Origin of the sequence: Blastopirellula retiformator, from assembly GCF_007859755.1 — a bacterium.
In the GTDB taxonomy this organism is placed as follows: domain Bacteria; phylum Planctomycetota; class Planctomycetia; order Pirellulales; family Pirellulaceae; genus Blastopirellula; species Blastopirellula retiformator.
The window spans coordinates 287,849-306,480 of sequence record NZ_SJPF01000006.1 but is presented as its reverse complement, the minus strand read 5'-3'; the positions used below and the strand labels follow the sequence as shown (position 1 = coordinate 306,480).

Below are 18,632 nucleotides of genomic sequence, written 5' to 3'. Positions count from 1 at the left end.
GATCCTGATAACGGCGTCCAGACAATCCCTATATCCCTCGTCTGGAATCGCAGTTGTCTTGAAGCGCCACAAGCAAGGCGACGCTTCGTACGCTGGATAGCTCGACCGTGATTCATTCCTATTAACAACCCAAACCGGCTCCTGACGCATCTCGCAGACGAGATTCGTTCACGCGAGTCGATTTCGTTTTGGCGTCATTCCTGCCGAGGGGTGATGCGCCCTCTTGTTGAATGTAATTAAGGATTCGTATGGCCACGATTCTGATCGACAAGTTGTTGCAAGCCGCCGTGAAGCAAGGCGCGAGCGATATTCATATAACCGTCGGACAGCCGCCGGTGTTTCGCTTGCACGGCAGAATGCGACAACTCGATACGAAATCGCTCACTCCGGAAGACACCGTTTCGCTGATGAAAAGCATCTCGCCGGAACGGTGCCAGCGAGAATTGCAAGAGTCAGGCAGCGCCGACTTTGGTTTCGCCTTTAGCGACCTGGCCCGTTTCCGCGTGTCGGTGTTTCGCCAACGGGGCAACATCTCGATGGTGTTGCGTCAGATTCCGAACTCGATGCTGACGCCGGAGCAGCTTGGCTTGCCTGAAAAGGTGATCGAGCTGTGTAAGCGGCCCCGTGGTCTCTTTTTGGTGACCGGGCCGACCGGTTCCGGTAAGAGTACGACGCTGGCCAGCGTGATCAACAACATCAACGAGACGGTCGACCATCACATCATCACGATCGAAGACCCGATCGAATTTTATCACTACCACAAGAAATCGACGGTCAACCAGCGGGAAGTCGGCGTCGACGTCCCGTCCTTCGCCGAAGCGATTCGTCGTGCGTTGCGTCAGGACCCGGACGTGATCCTGGTGGGCGAAATGCGCGACTTGGAAACGATCGAAGCGGCGATTACCGCGGCGGAAACGGGGCACGTCGTGTTCGGCACGCTCCATACCAACAGCGCCGCCGGTACGATCAACCGTATTATCGACGTGTTTCCGACCAATCAGCAGGATCAGATCCGCACGCAGTTGGGCGAAGGTTTGATCGGCGTGTTGTCGCAATCGCTCTGCCCCAAGATCGGCGGCGGTCGTTGTGCGGCCTACGAGTTGCTCAACTGCACCTCCGGCATCAAGAACCTGATCCGCGAAAACAAGGTGTTCCGTATTCCGTCGATGATTCAGACCGGCGCCAAGCACGGGATGATCCTGATGGACGACTCGCTTTACAACTTGTGGAAAGCGGAAAAGGTGTCGCAGGAGGAAGCGCTGGGCAAGGCGCACGATCCGACCTCGCTGGCCAAGCGCATCGCCGACGCCCGTCGCGGCATGGAATTTGACGAGCCGGCCGAATCGTCGGCTCACTAACGGCGTAAGACGACAGAGACTTATCACCAACCAGCTTTAGCCAAACAGCAGCAGCAAGGACTTATCTATGGCGATTCGACGCCTGGGACAGATTCTGGTCGACTTAGGGTTCATCAGCGATGAACAACTGGTGCTGTTGCTGGAAGAGCAGGAGCAACAGGCCGAACATCAGCCGATCGGCAAGATCGCTGAAGACATGAATCTGATCACCGACGATCAGTTGGTGCAGGCCTTGGCCGAACAGCTGGGGATGCAGGTCGTCAGTCTGGACGACGTCTCGATCGCCGGCGATTTGTTGGCTCGCGTGACCGAGCCGATGGCGCAGCTGTACAAGGTGATTCCGGTCGCGTTTGACGAAGACATGAACGAGCTGACGGTCGCCACCTGCGAACCGCAGAACCTGTCGACGCAGGACGAACTGCGTCAGTTCCTGGGGCACTCGATCCGGATCGTCGTCGCCACCGAGCGGGACATCCAGAAGACGCTCGATCGCTACTACTCGGAAGATACCGAAAGCTTCGAGAGCCTGGTGCACGATCTGGAGACCGACGCCAACCTGGCCCAAGCGGCGGAAGCGCTGATGGGGGATGGCCCGATCGACATTACCGACGCCGAGGCGTTGGCCGACAGCGCGCCGGTTCGCAAGCTGCTGAATATGGTGTTGCTGATGGCGATCAAGGATCACGCCAGCGATATTCACTTCGAGCCGTTTGAAGAAGAGTTCCGCATTCGCGTGAAAGCGGACGGCGTGTTGTTTGAAATGGTTCCGCCGCCGCGCCACTTGGCGTTTGCGATTACGACCCGCATCAAGGTGATGGCGAATCTGGACATCGCCGAACGCCGCATGCCGCAGGACGGACGTATCGAATTGACCGTCGGCGGCCACCCGGTCGACCTGCGGGTTTCGGTCTTGCCGACGATGTTTGGCGAAAGCGTCGTGATGCGACTCTTGGACCGCAGCGTCGTGTCGCTCGATCTGGAAAAGGTCGGCATGCATCCGGTGACGCTCAAAGAGTTTCGCAAGGTGATGGAGCGTCCCAACGGCATCGTGTTGGTGACCGGCCCGACCGGCTCCGGCAAGACGACCACGTTGTATTCGGCCCTCAGCGAAATGAACGAAGTCTCGGACAAGATCATTACGACCGAAGAGCCGGTCGAGTACGACATCGACGGGATCGTGCAGATTCCGATCGACGCCGACATTGGCAATTCCTTCGCCAACTGTCTGCGGGCGATTTTGCGGCAAGATCCCGACACGATTCTGGTTGGTGAGATCCGCGATCGCGAGACGGCCGAGATTGCGATTCAAGCGTCGCTGACCGGGCATATGGTGTTCAGCACGCTGCACACCAACGACGCGCCTTCGACGGTGACTCGTCTAAAGGACATGGGGATCCCGACGTTCATGATCACCGCTACGGTCGAAGCGATCTTGGCGCAGCGTTTGGTCCGTCGCATTTGCAGCCAATGCCGCGAAGAGACGATCCCCAGCAAAGATATGCTGTACGAACTGCAGATGAAGCCCGAAGAGCTGGCCGGCCGCAAGTTCTTCAAAGGAGTCGGTTGCGAAAACTGCAACAACACCGGCTACAAAGGACGCATCGGCCTGTACGAACTACTGCTGATGAACGACGACATCCGCGACATGATCATGCGGAACTCGTCGACCGACGAAATTCGCGAGGTGGCTCGCGGGTTTGGAATGACGACGCTTCGCGACGCCGGCATGAACTTGGCGTACGACGGTTTGACGACGATTGAAGAGGTCGTTCGCGAAACGGTGCTTGAAGCGTAACCGCTGCGAAACGTCTCGCTCTCGCGTCAATCGGACGCCATCGCGAGAAATTGAAGAAACCTACACGTTGAATTCACAAGAACTGAGCGACGGTGCGAAATAATCGCCAGACGCCAAATACCCTTCGAGCATTGCGACCAGCCGCGCCGCTCGACAAACCCAGGCTGCAACGCGGGAAACGATCATGCCTACCTATCAATTCGAAGCGATGGACACCGAGGGTCAGGAGATCCGCGATGTGATTGATGCGCCGACCGAAGATGAAGCGGTGGCCACTATACGCCAGATGGGCTACTTCATTACCCGCATTTCTGAAAAGAAACAGCGGGCGGCGGCCGGCGGTAAGCGGGGCGCTAAATCAGGCCGCACCTTTGCGATCGGCGGCGTCAGCAGCCGTCAGCTGACCACGTTTACGCGTCAGTTGGCGATTCTGCAAAACGCCGGTCTGCCGATCTTGCGGAGCCTGAAGATTCTCGAGAAACAATCGAAGCCGGGCCGCTTGAAGAACTCGCTGATGGACGTCTGCGAAGACATCGAGTCGGGCGCCGGGCTCTCCGAAGCGATGGCCAAGTGCCCCAAGTGCTTCAACCGCTTGTACGTCAACATGATCAAAGCCGGTGAGGCGGGCGGCGCCTTGGAAATCATTCTGCTGCGTCTGGCCGACTTCATGGAACGTGACGAAGACCTGAAACGTCAGGTCAAAGGCGCCATGATTTACCCGGCGGTCGTGATCACCGTGGCGGTCGGCATCTTGACCTTCATCATGATCAAGATCGTGCCGGTGTTTAAGACGATCTTCGACGACTTCGAGCTGGAGCTGCCGCCACCGACGCAGTTGCTGATCACCATGTCGACGGCGATCGTCAACTACTGGTATGTGATCCCGCTGATCCCGATGGCGATCGTGCTGTTCATTAAACTGCTGCGGAAGTTTAAGCATGGCCGCATGGGCTGGGACTTGTTCTTCCTGAACATCCCAATCGCTGGACGGTTGCAGGAAAAGAACATCCTGGCCCGGACGACGCGAACCCTCGGAACGCTGATCGCGTCCGGCGTGCCGATTTTGGAATGCTTGAACATCGCCCGCGATACGTCGGGACACGCGATGTTTGAAAAGATGTATCACAACGTCGCCGAGTCGATTAAAGAAGGCGAATCGATCTTCAAACCGATGGAAGAAAACGCCCGGGCGCCGTTTCATCCGGTCGCGCTCTTCCTGTGGATGCTGTTTCCGGCGCTTCCGGCATTCGGCCTGATGGTCGTGCCGGGCGACGTGGCGCAGTACGCTCCGCAAACGATCGCCGTCTGTGCGGTCTGCGGCGCCCTGTGGTACTTCATGCGAATGAAACGCCGCATCGTCGAATTGTTCGTGACGAACATGATCGACGTGGGTGAAGAGACCGGTGAACTCGATACCATGCTTTTCAAGGTGGCCGACACCTATGACGAAGACGTGAAAGTGATGACCGAGTCGCTGACCAAGCTGTTGGAGCCGATCTTGATCGTGTTCCTCGGCGTGTCGGTCGGCTTTATCGTCGTCTCGCTCTTCCTGCCGCTGGTTAGCTTGATTCAGAACCTGTCGTAAATCCTTGTAAAAACCGAGAGAGGACGCTCGCCAGCCGTCCTCTCTCGACTCCCAAAAACAATCTACCCATACACCATCGAACGGAACCGCGGCATCGAAGCCGACGCGTTTACCAGGAAAGGTTCGCCATGAAAACTCGGGCATTTGCACAACAGCGACGATTCCAGAAGCCCGGCTTCACGCTCGTCGAACTGCTGGTCGTCATCACGATCATCGGCATCCTGGCCGGCTTGGCGCTGGTGGCGATCCCACGAGCGGTCGGTACGGTGCGGGAAGGGGCGATTACCGCCGAGCTGGCCCAATTGGAAGCGGCCGTCAAGCTGTACAAGTCGGACCACGGGGCCTACCCGCCCGATTTGAACGCGGCGGTGTACGGCACCGGCACGCTTCGCCTGGCGGAGATGACTTCTCACTTGCGGAAGATTTTTCCCCGCTTGTCGAACTTGGATAAGCCGTCGAGCAACGGGCTGTTGGAGTGGAGTGACGCGGACGATCAGCAGGCGATCAACAATATGATCGCCGCCGGAGTGATTTCGCCGGATGCGTCGGGCAACGACGTCGACCTCGCCACGATCGGTCCAACCGAAGCCTTTGTCTTGGCGCTGATGGGATATAGCTCCGACGTGGAGCATCCCTTGACCGGGGCAGGGGATCGTAAGAAGTATTTCGAATTTGCGATCGAGCGTTTAGGAGACCAGGACGGCGACTACTGGTACGAGTACTACCCGCCTTCCAGCCAAGCGCCGTACGTTTATTTCAACTCGCGCAGCTACTGGGATGGTTCGTCCGTGGTGGCTCGCTTTCCACTCGATCCGTCCACTTACTCCGTTGATATCGGGCAAGCCCGTCCCTACTTTCAACAGGTTGGGGCGACGTCTGGCTTCGTGAATCCCGATTCGTTCCAAATTATTTGCGCCGGGCTCGACGGTCACTTCGGCGACTACTCCGACGACTACAGCGCGAATCCCAATCCGCTGTTCGCGAAGGTCTATCCGACCGGTTTCGGCAGCGCCACCATTACGCCGCTGACCGCGACTCCCTACACCGTCGATGATCGCGACAACATCACCAACTTCGCTCAGGGGCCGTTGCGAAACAAGGAGCCTGAATAATGTTGCGTAACGACGCGCGAACAACACGCCGCGGCTTTACGCTGGTCGAAATGCTGGTCGTGGTGACGATCCTGGGCCTGTTGTCCGGCATGGTCCTGGTCGCCTTGGCCGGCGCCGCCGAAACGGCTCGCGAAGCCCGCACTCGCTCGCAGATCCAAAAGCTCAACGAGTTCCTGATGAACCGTTACGAGAGCTACCGGACGCGGCGCACGCCGCGGCCCGCCACTGGCAATGCGATCATTCAAGCTCGGGCACGCGTCGATCAGATCCGCGCCGTGATGTTGCAAGAAATGCCGGATCGTAAGACCGACCTGTTTGTGGACCATCGTGGGCTTACGTCGGGCAAGTACTCGGCGACCTACGCTCGCCATCAGCGCGCGGTGGAGGCCTTCACCAACAACGAGGGAAACTGGACTGCCGCCTATGCCGCCTGGACGGCCGAAAACCAGCACGCCGAGTGCCTTTATCTCATCTTGGCGTCGATCAACGATGGTGAGACGAGCGCTCTCGAGTTTTTGCACGACAGCGAAGTCGGCGACACCGACGGCGACGGCGTGCCGGAAGTGCTCGATGGCTGGGGGAACCCGATCGCGTTCATTCGCTGGCCGCAGGGTTACGTGAACCCCGACAAGTCGGAACAAGGATTTGGCCTGCAGGACATCACCGTTTACGACGCCTTCGATCCGTTACGCGTGCGAGGACGATCGGCCGGGACGGTCGGCGCGCCCGACGTTTACGAAATGAGCAACAGTACGCCAGTGGCGACCGGATTCGCACACTTCAATCTGGTGCCGCTGGTCGTTTCGGCCGGTAAGGATGGGATTTTCGACATCGTTGGAGACACCTCGACGGGGACGACCGATACGACTCATGGCATTACCTACGCCAATGGATCGAGTGCGGTGGACTATCTGTCGACCACTCCAAAGGCGAATCCCTATGCGTTCGCCACTACGATCGCCGGCGACAATTTGTCGGTGGGCGTTGGGGCGATTACCGACGTCAACGGCGACGGCTACGACAATTCGCTCGACAACATCAGCAATCACTACCTGATTGTCGGAGGTAACTCACCATGATTGGTCTGAAATGTAAAGCTGATCAACATCGCCGTGGCGTTACCCTGGTCGAACTGCTGGTCGTCGTCACGCTGCTGTCGATTTTGCTCGGCATCGCGGCGACGGCGGCGCGAAACGGTACCCGCGGCAAGAAACAGCGCGAAGCGGCGCGTCAGATCAACGCGTTTATCGCCGGCGCCCGCACCCGAGCGGTCGAACTGGACCGATCGGTCGGCATCGAGATCGTCAACAATCGACCCAACGAACCGCAGGCCGGCACGACCCTGTACATGGTCGAAACGCCACCTCCGTATGCGGGCGATCTCACCAGTGCGTTTGTCGAGCTGCGTACGATCGGATCGTACACGGCGCAATTGGCGTTTAACGTCAGCAATTCGACCAATCTGCCGTACCATTCGCCTGACGCCACGTTGATGACCGATCCCAACTTTATCCGCGCAGGCGATGCGGTCTTTTTGGGCTACAACAATCAGCCCTATCTGGTCAGTTCCGTGCCGGCGGCGCTTTCGTCCGGTTATCGGCTCGTGAACATTACCTGGCAGATCGATCAGCCCGCTCCTTTCCCCTGGATCACCAGTGCGCCGACGGGACCGATCTATCCGGGGTTGCCGTTCAAGGTGTATCGCCAACCGCAGCGTAACAGCGTGACGCCGCTGCAGATTCCGACCGGCGCTTGCATTGATCTGGCTTTCTCCGGCATGGGAACCACGGGGCAGCAACTCGCCTCGTTCGACCTCGAAGCGTCCGTTCCCTCGGAAGAATACGCGAAGATCATGTTCAGCCCGAACGGGACGATCGACGCCGTTTACGCTCAAGATTTGGGCAGCTCGAGCGCTGCGGGAGTCGTCACGTACCGCGGCCTGCCGACCGGCAACATCAACCTGTTGATTGGCCGCTACGAAAAGGTGGTCGCGGTCCGCGAGGCAGGCGTCAGCGTATTGTCGGCTGGATCGTCAACCGGCGGCATTTATTCGATTTTCACTGCGCCTCCGGAAGATGGCAGCAACATTGCCGATCCCGAAGCGTTTTGGGTCTCGATCAACCGCATTACCGGCAATGTGGCGACCTCCAACAACGCGATGGTCAGCGATCCGGCCAGCTTTACTTCGGACGATGCGCTGCTGGCTTCGGCTCGCCGTTTCGCCAAGCAGACGCAAAGCATCTCGGGTCGATAACCGCCTAATACGAACGTAATAGCGTAATGATGAATACGAAACAGCCAACTCGAACTCGCCGCGGCGGCATCACGCTGGTCGAAGTGTTGATGTCGACGATGGTGGTGATGCTCGGGATCCTCGGCCTGATCTCGCTGATTCCGCTCGGCAGTCATCTGGCCGAACGGGGCACCCGCAGCGATCGCGTCGCCAGCATTGGCCGCCGCGTCTATCGCGATGCGGTCATCCGCGGCATCTTGAATCCCGATACCTGGTTGGATCTCGGCAAAACCGCTCCCGTCGATCAAACGCGGCTCCGCGCCGGCGCCAACCCGTTGCCGGTCCGTCAGTCGTACTTGATCGACCCTATGTTCTTTGTCGATAACGCCACGCAGCGGCAGGCGTTTCCGTACGTCGGCGGCACGCCGCAGATGCGTCGGTTGTCGCTCGGCGCGTACAACACCGATTACGACTTCGTCGCTAGTCGGGCAGAGCGGGCCTTTGTTTCCGACGACGATTTTGGGGTCGCCGACGCCATTGGCTATGTCCGCCCTGACGATCGCGAGTTTCCGCTCGAAGCGCTCTTCTTTCGCCGAGACCTGGATGGCGACGGAAATCAGACCGCCGCGGACAATATCCGCCGACAATCGGCCGGTACCTACAGCTGGGCGATCATGTTAACCCCAGAGCCTTCTTCGACGCCCGTCAACGTGACGTCGGGCGGCAATCGACCTCCGTTCGCTCTAGCGGCCGATGCGTCTCAGCCGGCGACCGACATTTACAACATGTCGACGATCATCTTCCAAGACCGTCAGGGGAAGATTCCGTTGACCACCGAGATCGCCGCTTCGCTTAACGAACGCGTGTTGGCCGTCGGCAGCGGGTTTATCAGCGGCGGATCGACCGCCGGCGAAGTCGTCGTCCAAGGGACCGTTAATGAACTTGAAATGCAGACCGGCGATTGGATCTGCTTGTCGGCGCGTCTCGAGACGACGTCCGGCGGCAACACGTACTACTGGGGCGACGTATTCAAGTGGTATCGCATTCTCGCCATGGATGAAATTGACGCCACCGGCACTCCCTTTCGTCGATTGACGATCAGCGGGCCCGATTGGAATGTGGCCCAAGCGCCAGACCAAGCCATTTACATGGAAGGGGTCGTGGGCGTCTACGAACGCAAAGTCCGACTGGAGACGGGCTCTCCTTGGACTCCTTAACCTCGACCTTTCCCTTTTCCCAGCTACTATTCAAACCAGCAAATCAAGCATGCTGATTGACAGCGGCTTGATCGAAATAATGGCGACGCTTTGCGGGGGCTGGCGTCGCTACTTGCGAAAGCAAAGGTATTACCCATGAATCGGAAGCAAACGCCCCGTCGCGGGGCTATCTTGCTCGTCGTCCTCAGCGTCCTGGTGCTGTTCGCCCTGGTCGGGGTCACGTTTGTCGTGACCGCCGCCGGGTACAAGCGTGCGGCCGACGTCGGACGGTTAAACCCGGTGCGGGCCGACGAAGCGCAAAAAGACACGGACTCCGTGATCCTGGATGTCATGCGCGGACCGAAGCTTGGCCGCCCGAGCGTCCTTTTGGGTGGCGAACTATTGCGCGACATGTATGGTCGCGAATCGCGGCGGGGGACGATTGGCAGCATTCAGGGTGCGACGACTCCGGTAGCAAGTTCGCCTGTCCCGGAAGACATGCTGCGGTTGACCATTGCGCCGGACGCCGGCGTCAGTTTCGTGCCGACCAGGAACTACTACAACGGCTGTGTGATGACCTTCCTGGACGGCAACGCCAAGGGATGTAGCGTCCGCATTCTGCGTAGCAATGCGGATGACACCAACGATGACGGCAACTTCGATACTTTCAATTTTACGGTCGAAGCGCCGACGCAAAATGCTCGCCTGAACGCCGCGGGAAACGACGTCTCAATCCCGGGCGTCAACGACCAGGTGCTGGTCAATGGGCGCGCCTTTAGCGGTACGGGCTTTGGCTATAGCGACGCCAGTCGATCGTACACCGGCGGCGCTTCGCTCAGCTTGCAGACCAGCATCGGTGAGATGAATATCGCCGCCGGTACCGATATGCAACTGCCGGTGGCGCTGTTGCCGAACTTCTCGGCCTATGTCGCTGACGGCATCGTGACCGATCCGTTCCAAGGGAACGCCCAGCGTTACGTCGATCACGGCGGCGCCGACGAACCATGGGACGCGCCCGACTACCAGAACATGGCGCTCTCGTATTACTTCAACAACGGAGCGCCCACGTCGTCGGACGACGTGCTGCCGTCGTATCATCGTCCTGACTTGATCGCCTATTGGTACAACCGCCTGTCGAAAGAATGGGACGAAAGTGGTGGCGATGGCGACGGCTTTCACGATATTACCGATTCGCAGCGGGCCGAAATGTGGTTGCGTCCCTATGGCGCCGACTTTGTCCGTGGATCAGCCGATGACGAGTCGGTCGTTGACTACGCCACGTTTCCAATAGAGCATCGCGATGCGTTGGTGATGCTGAAGCGTCGGATCTCGTTCCGCCCACTCCGTGAGGACAACCCCAGCTTTACCGGCAGCAATCTCGACTATCGGGCGACCCGCATGGCGGGAATTACCAGCACGCCGAGCCTGGACGTGGGACTGCAATGGGACGTCGACAACGACAAAGACGGTATCGCGGACAGCATCTGGATCGATCCCGGTTTGCCGGTCGTGACCGGCAAGGATGGCCGACGCTACAAGAAGCTGGCGGCGATTCTGGTGAAGGACCAGGACGGCCGTTTGAATCTGAATGCGGCTGGTTTTTACACGCAGTTTGACACGGTCGATACCGGCAACGGCACGTACACGATGCTTGATCCGGCGACTCAGCTTACCGATCAAGCGAACTCGGCCAATGGGGCCAATCCGATGCAGCGTCTGTTGGGCGCTGGCTATGGTCCCCCCGACCTTGATCTGCGAGCGTTATTCAACGCCGCCGGCGCCTCTGGTCCCCGCGAGATGTATAACGTCTTCGCCAGTCGGTATGGCGTCGACAACAGCGTCAGCTCGGTTCTGCCGGGTACCGACGGCAGCCGCGCCACCGGTAACGAACGTCTGGCCACGTATGGCGAAATCGGTTTGCCGGTCGCTTGGGGAACCAGCGGCATTGGCGAGGACTACGGCACCTATCCCTTGATCGCCGATCGGGGAATGTCGTACCTGGACTACACGGGACGCGTGCGTACCGCCACCAGTCCGATCAACTTCACCGGGCATACGATCACCAACTCGATCGACGATCCGTACGAATTGAACCTGGTTCAGCCGCAAGGGACCGACGCTCCCTTCTCGGCGGCCGATCTCGAAGCGATGCTTCGCTGGAACGACTACGACGGCAACTACCTGTCGGTCCGTTTACGGTCCGAAGCGCCGGTCATGCTGGCCGATGTCGGCCGCCGCGCGGCGGTGACGACCCAAAGCTTCAGCGCTCCCTCGTTGCCGGCGCCGCCGATTCCGCTCGATTTGCGGGGCGGATTTACGGTCGATGGTACGGTGATGCCAGCTGCGCAGCTGGCCAAGAACCAAATCAGAGGCTATGGTACCGGTCGCGCCCAATTGAACTCGGCCGCCTGGACCGGATCAACGCCGACGATCTACGAACTGGCGCGTGAACGGGTTCGCCGCGGCCTGCACGAAACGATGCAAGCCAATTCACAAACGGTGACGCCGGCGAAAGTCGACCTGGTGGTCGCTTCGACGCTGCCGTTTGAGGTGAGCCTCGGCGAGCCGATGGATTTGAATCGCCTCTTCCGCAGTCCGATCAACGGCGCCGATGACGATAGCGATTCGACGACCGACGAATACAACGAAGGGGTCGCGCTACCCAATCTAGGTACATACACGCCGCAGTATGTGAACGACTTCGGACACGACTTTTTTGAGAGCGCGGTCGCCTACCCAGGCGATATTCGCTTTAACCGAGCGCTGCGGGCGACCGATACGCAGTTTCAGCCGCTGTTGGCGAAGCAACTGTATGCCCGGCACCTGTTCTGTCTGGCGCTGTTGTTGCATGACTCGGGATACGAACTGCCGATCCTTGAGACGGCCGAAACGTTCACGGCGGATCAGCGGCGCGAGTTGACGGTTCGCCGCATCGCGCAGTGGGCGATCAACGTCGTCGACTTCCGCGATAACGACGCGATCATGACGCCGTTTGAGTACGACGTGAATCCGTGGGACGGCTGGGGCGTCGATGGCGACTTGACGACCGACGAAACGTCAGCGACCTATACCGATCGTCGCGTTGTGTGGGGCTTGGAACAGCCCGACTTGCTGATTACCGAGACGCTCAATACGCACGATCGTCGGGTGAAGGATACCGACTTCGACGACAGCAGCCAGGAAAAGATGGGCGGCATGAGCGCCGATATGACGATGGACCAGTATCGCATCCCGCAAGGATCGAGCTTCATCGAACTCTACACGGCCCGTAACCTGTCCCACAGCGCGATTAGCAGCGGTCGCAAGTTGCCGGCCGAACTGTACAACTTGTCGACTGGCAATCTGCAGTTGGGCAAGCTTGCCCCAAGCGGCGCCCCGGTGTGGCGAATGGTGGTGACTGCTCACAAGACGGCGGCCGACGAGAAGCTGCTGGGACAGATCAACGACGCCAGCGATCGTGTGAATTCGATCATGTTCCAGCCCGACGAAGCCTCGATCGCTGGCGGTGCAACCGGCGACCCGGCGATGTTCAATGTGCTCAGCTCTGGAACCATCTCCGACCCCGACTTGGACATTGATCGCGTCTTCTGGTTCACCGACGTGAGGATACCAGGGACGTTGCCGGGGTCATTGTCTCACCTCGAAGACGTCTCATTCAGTTATCGTGGCGGTGGGGGTCTGGAAGTGGCGCCAAATCGCTACTTTGTGGCGGGGCCCCGTCCGATCACCTATTTCGGCTCAGTGCCTGATGACGCGTCATCGGACTTGACCGCCATCAACGCCAACGGCAATCACTATCTGCAGTTGGGACCGGTGTCGTGGGCCAATCCGGCGTTGGCGAATCCCGCGTCAAACGTTGGCTACAACACGGCGGTTGCGGCGGACGCCTACCCGGCCGGTACGGTGATCCAAGGCGTTAACTACGGAATCTTCACCGCGCCGGTTCCGGCAGATTGGACGACGGCGGCGCCGACGGTCGATCCCGACGAACTGACTTCCCCGTCGCCCGACGTTGGCATGAATATCTCGGAACCGCTTCCCGCGAGTGGTAGCTACTACCAAGAGCCGATTGATCCCGCTGGTGAGGTCGAGCGATTGGGGCACTATTCGGAAGCGAATCCGTTTGACGATTTGGCGATGCCGACGACGATGGTTCCCAACGATCCGTTCGATAGCCAAGCGGGAACGCCGCTGGAATCGGCTGGCGCCCTGGCGACCGGCACCTATAAGGATTTCAAAGGCTTGTTGCTGCAACGCCTGGCCGATCCGACCCGTGCGTATGATCCCGCCTACAATCCGTATATCACGATTGACTGGGCGTCGCTCGACCTGCAGGTCTTCAACGGCGAGGATCACAACGGGTCGAATCCCGCTGCGGACGATCCGGACGATCCCGATGCGACCGACGCCGACGCGATCCAGTTTGGTTCGCTCCAGCGAGGCCTTCGCGATTCTGACCCGATCACCGGCCGTCCCGATGGGAACGTGCTGGGCTGGGTCGCCAGCGCCGGCGATTTGGTGACTCGCGCCAACCGCACGATCTCCAAGACCTCGACCGAAGGCTACGTCAGCGGTACGTCTCCGACGCCGCGTGACGCGTCGTTCACGGTGGGTGGGCAGCAAGAGCACTTCGCCCGGGCGCTAAAGCACTCGATTGGCTACGTGAACAAGAGTTTGGGGCTGCCGCTACCCCAAGGCAACGGTCAGGCCGGCGAATACGTCGGAGCGCCGGTCAATTCGGTCGCCCCGGTCGATCCGGTTCCGTACAACTTCCTGTACTGGCCCGACAGCCCGTTCGTCTCGGCGCATGACTTGATGTTGGTGCCGACCTGTTCTCCGCAACGGTTGACGTTGGAGTATTCGCTGTTCAACTCGAACAACGCCATCGAGCAATACGGAGACAACGACGCCGCCGACGACCTGGAACAGGCCCGCGACTACCGCGGTCGCTTTGGCGGTCTGATCAACTTCTTCAATTCGCGACAGAATCATGCATTGGGATCGGGCTCGACCGGAACCCAGTATCAGCATCGAACTCACATGAATCGCCTGTTGGATTATGTGACGGTGCCGTCGCGGTTTGTCGGTACGCAGCGCTACTATCGCCCTGCTGACTATGATGCAGCGTCGCTTACTGACCAGGCGATGGGCATCAACGATGCCCGCGATCTGTTCCGCTTCCCGTTCAACAAACGGAGCGAGCAGCGCGATCCGGGCAAGGTGAACCTCAACACGATGGCGAGCCAATACGTTTACAACGCCATCTTCCAGCCTGAGTATTTCCAGGACTCGAACGTTGGTTTCCCGGACTGGACCGAGTTCCAACAAAGTCGGGCCGGCAGCACCGGCGGCAATCGGTTCGGCGCCGCGGCCCGCGATTATCCGTCGTGGTTCGCCAATCCGTTCCGCACCGCTGGCTCGAGCAATATGATGCCGCCGATCGATCCGACCGGCGGTACCGGCTCGGACTACAACAACGCACTGCGCGTTTCGGAGACCGACGCGACGGTGTTGCGTTCCAAGAAGCTGTTGGCCAATTCCAGCGGTGGTCGGCCCACGATTGGAACGAATACCGAGGATCAACCGCTATTCGCCTTTACGACGCCCAACCCGGCGTCCGTCGCGGCGAATTCGTTGGAAACTCGGTACAACGACGCCACGATCAGCCCGGCCAACCGTTATCAAGGCATTCGCCGGTTGGATAACCTCACCACGACTCAGTCCAACGTCTACGCCGTCTGGATTACCCTCGGTTACTTTGAGGTTGAGCCGACGGCGATTAGTTCGGTGCATCCGGACGGATGGCAGTTGGGCCAGGAACTGGGGAGCGATACCGGAGAGGTCACCCGGAACCGGTCGTTCTACCTGATCGATCGTTCGATTCCGGTTGGTTATGAGCCGGGCGAGGACCACAATGTGGAAGACGCCTTGCTGTTGAAGCGGCGGATCGAATAGTTCGCCGCTAGGCGAACCTCAGTCAACGCGAATTGACTGCCGTCCCGTTTGGGGCGGCAGTTTTTTTGTACCCAGTGGCGAAGATCGCCCGATGGAGGATATGCCGGCATTGCGCAGCTTGCGTGAATTGCCTCGCCGCAGCCTTTGCTCATTAGCGACTTTCCGCATATTAGCCGGGAATCGACGGAAATCGACCTAAGGTGTTTTGCATAAAAGGTTTATGTTTATTATCGGCTGGGGCGAGGAAACGATTGTGCGGAGGCTTGGTGTGAATTTTTTGCACTTTAGCTCAAAGGCGGTGTTTCCACCGTTGATTTCAATGGCGGAGTAATGCACATTGTGTATGTGAGCCTTGTGTCTATTTGAAGTTTGGGCTCGCTTACGGCGAATAGACGGTTCGCCCTTATTGCTGCAGGAGCTTGTCGATGAAATTCTCCTTTCGTCTCGCGGAACTTCTGAACCACTCTCCCGATCCGAAAAAACGGCCGGGAACGATCAAAGCGATCTGCGATTACACAGGACTGGACCGGCATCAGGTCTCGTCGCTGTTGAAGAACGAAGCGAAATATATCCCGCTGACCGCGTTGTCGCAGTTGTGCGACTTCTTGATCAAACATGGCTACGCCGACGCAGGCCAACTGCCGGGCGCCCTCTTCTCGGTTGAGCCTGAGAACTTTTGGGAACTGCTCGCTCGCCGACGCCGCATCGAAATGTGCTTGGGCGTACGGGCGGACGAAAACTGGCCAGAAGGCGCCTGGGTGGTCGCTTCCGATACGATCCTGCAGGGCGAGTTGCTGACCGGCATTTCGACTTTAGGCGGGACCGCCAAGTACCAGCGCAATCATCATCCGGCGCCAGAGCCGGTGATGCTGAACGAAATGGGCGAACAGATCTATGACGCCCCGATTCCGCAGCCGGAAGACTTGTTCCAAACGCTCGTCTGGGCGCCGGGCCAAGCTGACAACGAAGAAGTGCATGCCCGGGCTGCCGAAGTTTATCAAAACTTCCACGCCGCTCAGGGTGACAAGGCGCTGATTTGTCTTGGCAGTATCCGCAGCAACCCGGTCGTCGAAATCTCGATGGCCAGCATTTTCAACTGCGAGCCATACATCAGCCAGGACGAAGTCGAAAAGCCGAGCGATCGCGCCGTGCCGATCTACCTGCGTCATCGCGAAAAGAACGTCGAGCATCCCGAATCGTGCAGCGGCGGCAAGCGGCTGTCGAAGACCGAAACGCCGGAGACGCCGGGCTTCTACTACGAAACGGCCGACGGTTCGTGGAAGTGCGCCAAGTGGGACGAAACGACCTACGAACCGGCTTACGTGTTGTACGCCTATCACGAGTCGCAAGGCCGTTTGGAAATGTCGCTGGGCGGTTACTCGGGCCGCGGCACGCGTTTGCTCGCCAAGACCTTGTCGAGCCGTCCCGAAGAACTGTGGCCCCCGGTTTACACCACCGGCGGCGTGCAGATCGGCGCCTACATCGTGCAGTACGAACTGAAGAAGCAAAAGAAGAATCGCAGCGTGCTGACCGCCGACTACTCGGCCACCACCAAGGTGATTCCGATCGATCCGGAAGTGATTCACCGCCGGATTCATGGCTAACGGCAAACGCCGACCAACCACAAGATTCAACGGATCGCCCTCTCGCGGGGCGATCCGTTTTTCTTTCCGCTAGAGCGGTTTTCCTCCATCTGTATCGTTCTGGCTGGTTGCGGCCGCGCTGGTCGGCGTTGACCTGCATCGACAAATCTTGAGGATTCGCCTGCTTCGGTCGCCTGGACCAGCTTGCCTCACCGGCGCCAGAAACGCTACAGCGATCAGAAAAACGCTCTAACCGTCGATTTCGCGAATCACCAGGTTGCGAATCTCGGTCATGTCCTCGATAGCGAAACGAATTCCTTCGCGCCCGAGACCGCTATTTTTGACGCCGCCATACGGCATGTGATCGACGCGCCACGAAGGGACGTCGCCGATGATCACGCCACCTACTTCCATCTCGTCCCATGCGGTTAAAACCTTGTAGACGTCGCGGGTAAAGACGCCCACCTGCAGGCCATACTCGCTGTCATTGGCCATGGCGATCGCCTGATCGAAACTATCGAACGATGCAAGCGTGGCGACCGGGCCGAAGACTTCGTCGCAAGAGAGCGGCAGGTTGGTCGGCACGTTTTCGAGCAGCGCCGCTTCGACCATCGCACCCTTGCGCTGACCGCCGACGAGCAATTTTGCGCCCGCCTTGACGGCGTCGGCGACCCAGGTCTCGACCCGCTCCGCTTCTCCTTCGGTAATCATCGGACCGATGAACGTGTCTTCTGACTTGGGATCGCCCGACTTCAGCTTGGCGGTCGCCGCCACCAGGCGAGCCTTCAGGTCGTCGTAGATGTCGCGATGGGCGATGATCCGCTGGACGCTGATGCAGCTTTGGCCTGACTGATAGAAGGCGCCGACGATAATCCGTTTTACGGCGTCTTCCAGATCGGCGTCGGCGTCGACAATACAGGCCGCATTGCCGCCCAGTTCGAGCACCACCTTTTTGGCGCCAGCTTGCGACTTCAGCTTCCAGCCAACTTCGTCGGAGCCGGTGAAGCTGAGCAGTTTCAAGCGGGGATCGGTAGTGAACAGACTCGCCCCATCGCGGTGACAGGGAAGAATCGAAAAGGCGCCCTCCGGCAGATCGGTTTCGGCCAGGACTTCGCCGATGATCAGTGCGCCGATCGGCGTTAAGCTGGCCGGTTTCAATACGAACGGACAACCGGCCGCGATCGCCGGGGCGATCTTGTGGGCGGTCAGGTTGAGCGGAAAGTTGAAGGGAGAGATAAAGGAGCAGGGGCCGATCGGCGCCCGACGCCACATGCCGCGATAGTTGGCCGCCCGCGCCGAAATGTCGAGCGGCATGATCTCGCCGGTGATGCGAACCGCCTCTTCCGCCGCGATCCGAAAGGTATCGATCAAGCGGGCGACTTCTCCTTGGCTATCGCGAATCGGTTTGCCCGCTTCGATGCAAAGGGACTCGGCCAGTTCCTCTTGCCGCGACTCGAACTGTTTGACGCAGTACTGCAAGATATCTTGCCGTTGGTACGCTTTCAGCTTGGCCATCGCAGGGGCGGCCTTGGCGGCGGCGGCGATCGCCTGATCGATCAACTCGGCCGAGGCGAGCGGGACCCGCGCGGCGACTTCGCCCGAAAATTTGTCACAAACTTCCAGGTCAAGATTCGGCTCAAGCGGCTTACCGGCGAAAAGGAGAGGATAGGTCTGACGCATCCGATCGTCCTACGCAAAATTGGGGAGAAAATTCTAGGCGCACGCGCCAAAAATATAGCGAAATGAAGCGAATTTGAGAACCTTCGGCCCAATCCAAGGAACTTACCTCTGGAGAGAGGGCGCCCCGGCGGACTA

Annotated in this window: 10 protein-coding genes; 9 read left to right on the top strand and 1 reads right to left on the bottom strand. The window is 59.2% G+C overall.

From position 1 onward, the window contains the following. Positions 1–248 precede the first annotated feature (248 nt). From Enr8_RS23170 to Enr8_RS23130, 9 genes are all read left to right on the top strand, one after another. On the top strand, positions 249–1,358 hold the full coding sequence (locus Enr8_RS23170; RefSeq protein WP_146436323.1) for a type IV pilus twitching motility protein PilT: 1,110 nt from the start codon (positions 249–251) through the stop codon (positions 1,356–1,358). Between the two features lie 67 nt (positions 1,359–1,425). Beyond that, positions 1,426–3,153 (top strand): GspE/PulE family protein, encoded by a 1,728-nt coding sequence (locus Enr8_RS23165; protein ID WP_146436321.1) that lies wholly within the window; start codon positions 1,426–1,428, stop codon positions 3,151–3,153. A 184-nt stretch (positions 3,154–3,337) separates the two neighbouring features. Continuing rightward, positions 3,338–4,738, top strand: coding sequence for a type II secretion system F family protein (locus Enr8_RS23160; protein ID WP_146436319.1), 1,401 nt, complete (start codon positions 3,338–3,340; stop codon positions 4,736–4,738). A gap of 128 nt (positions 4,739–4,866) precedes the next feature. Next, positions 4,867–5,850 (top strand): type II secretion system protein, encoded by a 984-nt coding sequence (locus Enr8_RS23155; RefSeq protein ID WP_146436317.1) that lies wholly within the window; start codon positions 4,867–4,869, stop codon positions 5,848–5,850. Further along, a complete protein-coding gene (locus Enr8_RS23150) occupies positions 5,850–6,929 on the top strand; it encodes a type II secretion system protein (protein WP_146436315.1) in 1,080 nt (359 codons plus the stop codon). Before Enr8_RS23155 ends, Enr8_RS23150 begins: the two co-directional genes overlap by 1 nt. Beyond that, on the top strand, positions 6,926–8,104 hold the full coding sequence (locus Enr8_RS23145) for a prepilin-type N-terminal cleavage/methylation domain-containing protein (RefSeq protein ID WP_146436313.1): 1,179 nt from the start codon (positions 6,926–6,928) through the stop codon (positions 8,102–8,104). Before Enr8_RS23150 ends, Enr8_RS23145 begins: the two co-directional genes overlap by 4 nt. A 29-nt stretch (positions 8,105–8,133) precedes the next feature. Next, positions 8,134–9,300 carry a type IV pilus modification PilV family protein gene (locus Enr8_RS23140; RefSeq protein ID WP_146436310.1) on the top strand — a complete coding sequence of 389 codons (1,167 nt, stop codon included), beginning with the start codon at positions 8,134–8,136 and terminating at the stop codon, positions 9,298–9,300. Between the two features lie 135 nt (positions 9,301–9,435). Next, the gene (locus Enr8_RS23135) at positions 9,436–15,234 is read left to right on the top strand and encodes a hypothetical protein (RefSeq protein ID WP_146436308.1); all 5,799 of its coding nucleotides are present in this window, start codon (positions 9,436–9,438) and stop codon (positions 15,232–15,234) included. Between the two features lie 425 nt (positions 15,235–15,659). After that, positions 15,660–16,838 (top strand): helix-turn-helix domain-containing protein, encoded by a 1,179-nt coding sequence (locus tag Enr8_RS23130; protein ID WP_146436306.1) that lies wholly within the window; start codon positions 15,660–15,662, stop codon positions 16,836–16,838. Positions 16,839–17,066: 228 nt separating this feature from the next. Here Enr8_RS23130 and Enr8_RS23125 read toward each other — a convergent pair whose 3' ends face one another. Then, positions 17,067–18,497, bottom strand: coding sequence for an aldehyde dehydrogenase family protein (locus Enr8_RS23125; RefSeq protein WP_146436304.1), 1,431 nt, complete (start codon positions 18,495–18,497; stop codon positions 17,067–17,069). Positions 18,498–18,632 lie beyond the last annotated feature (135 nt).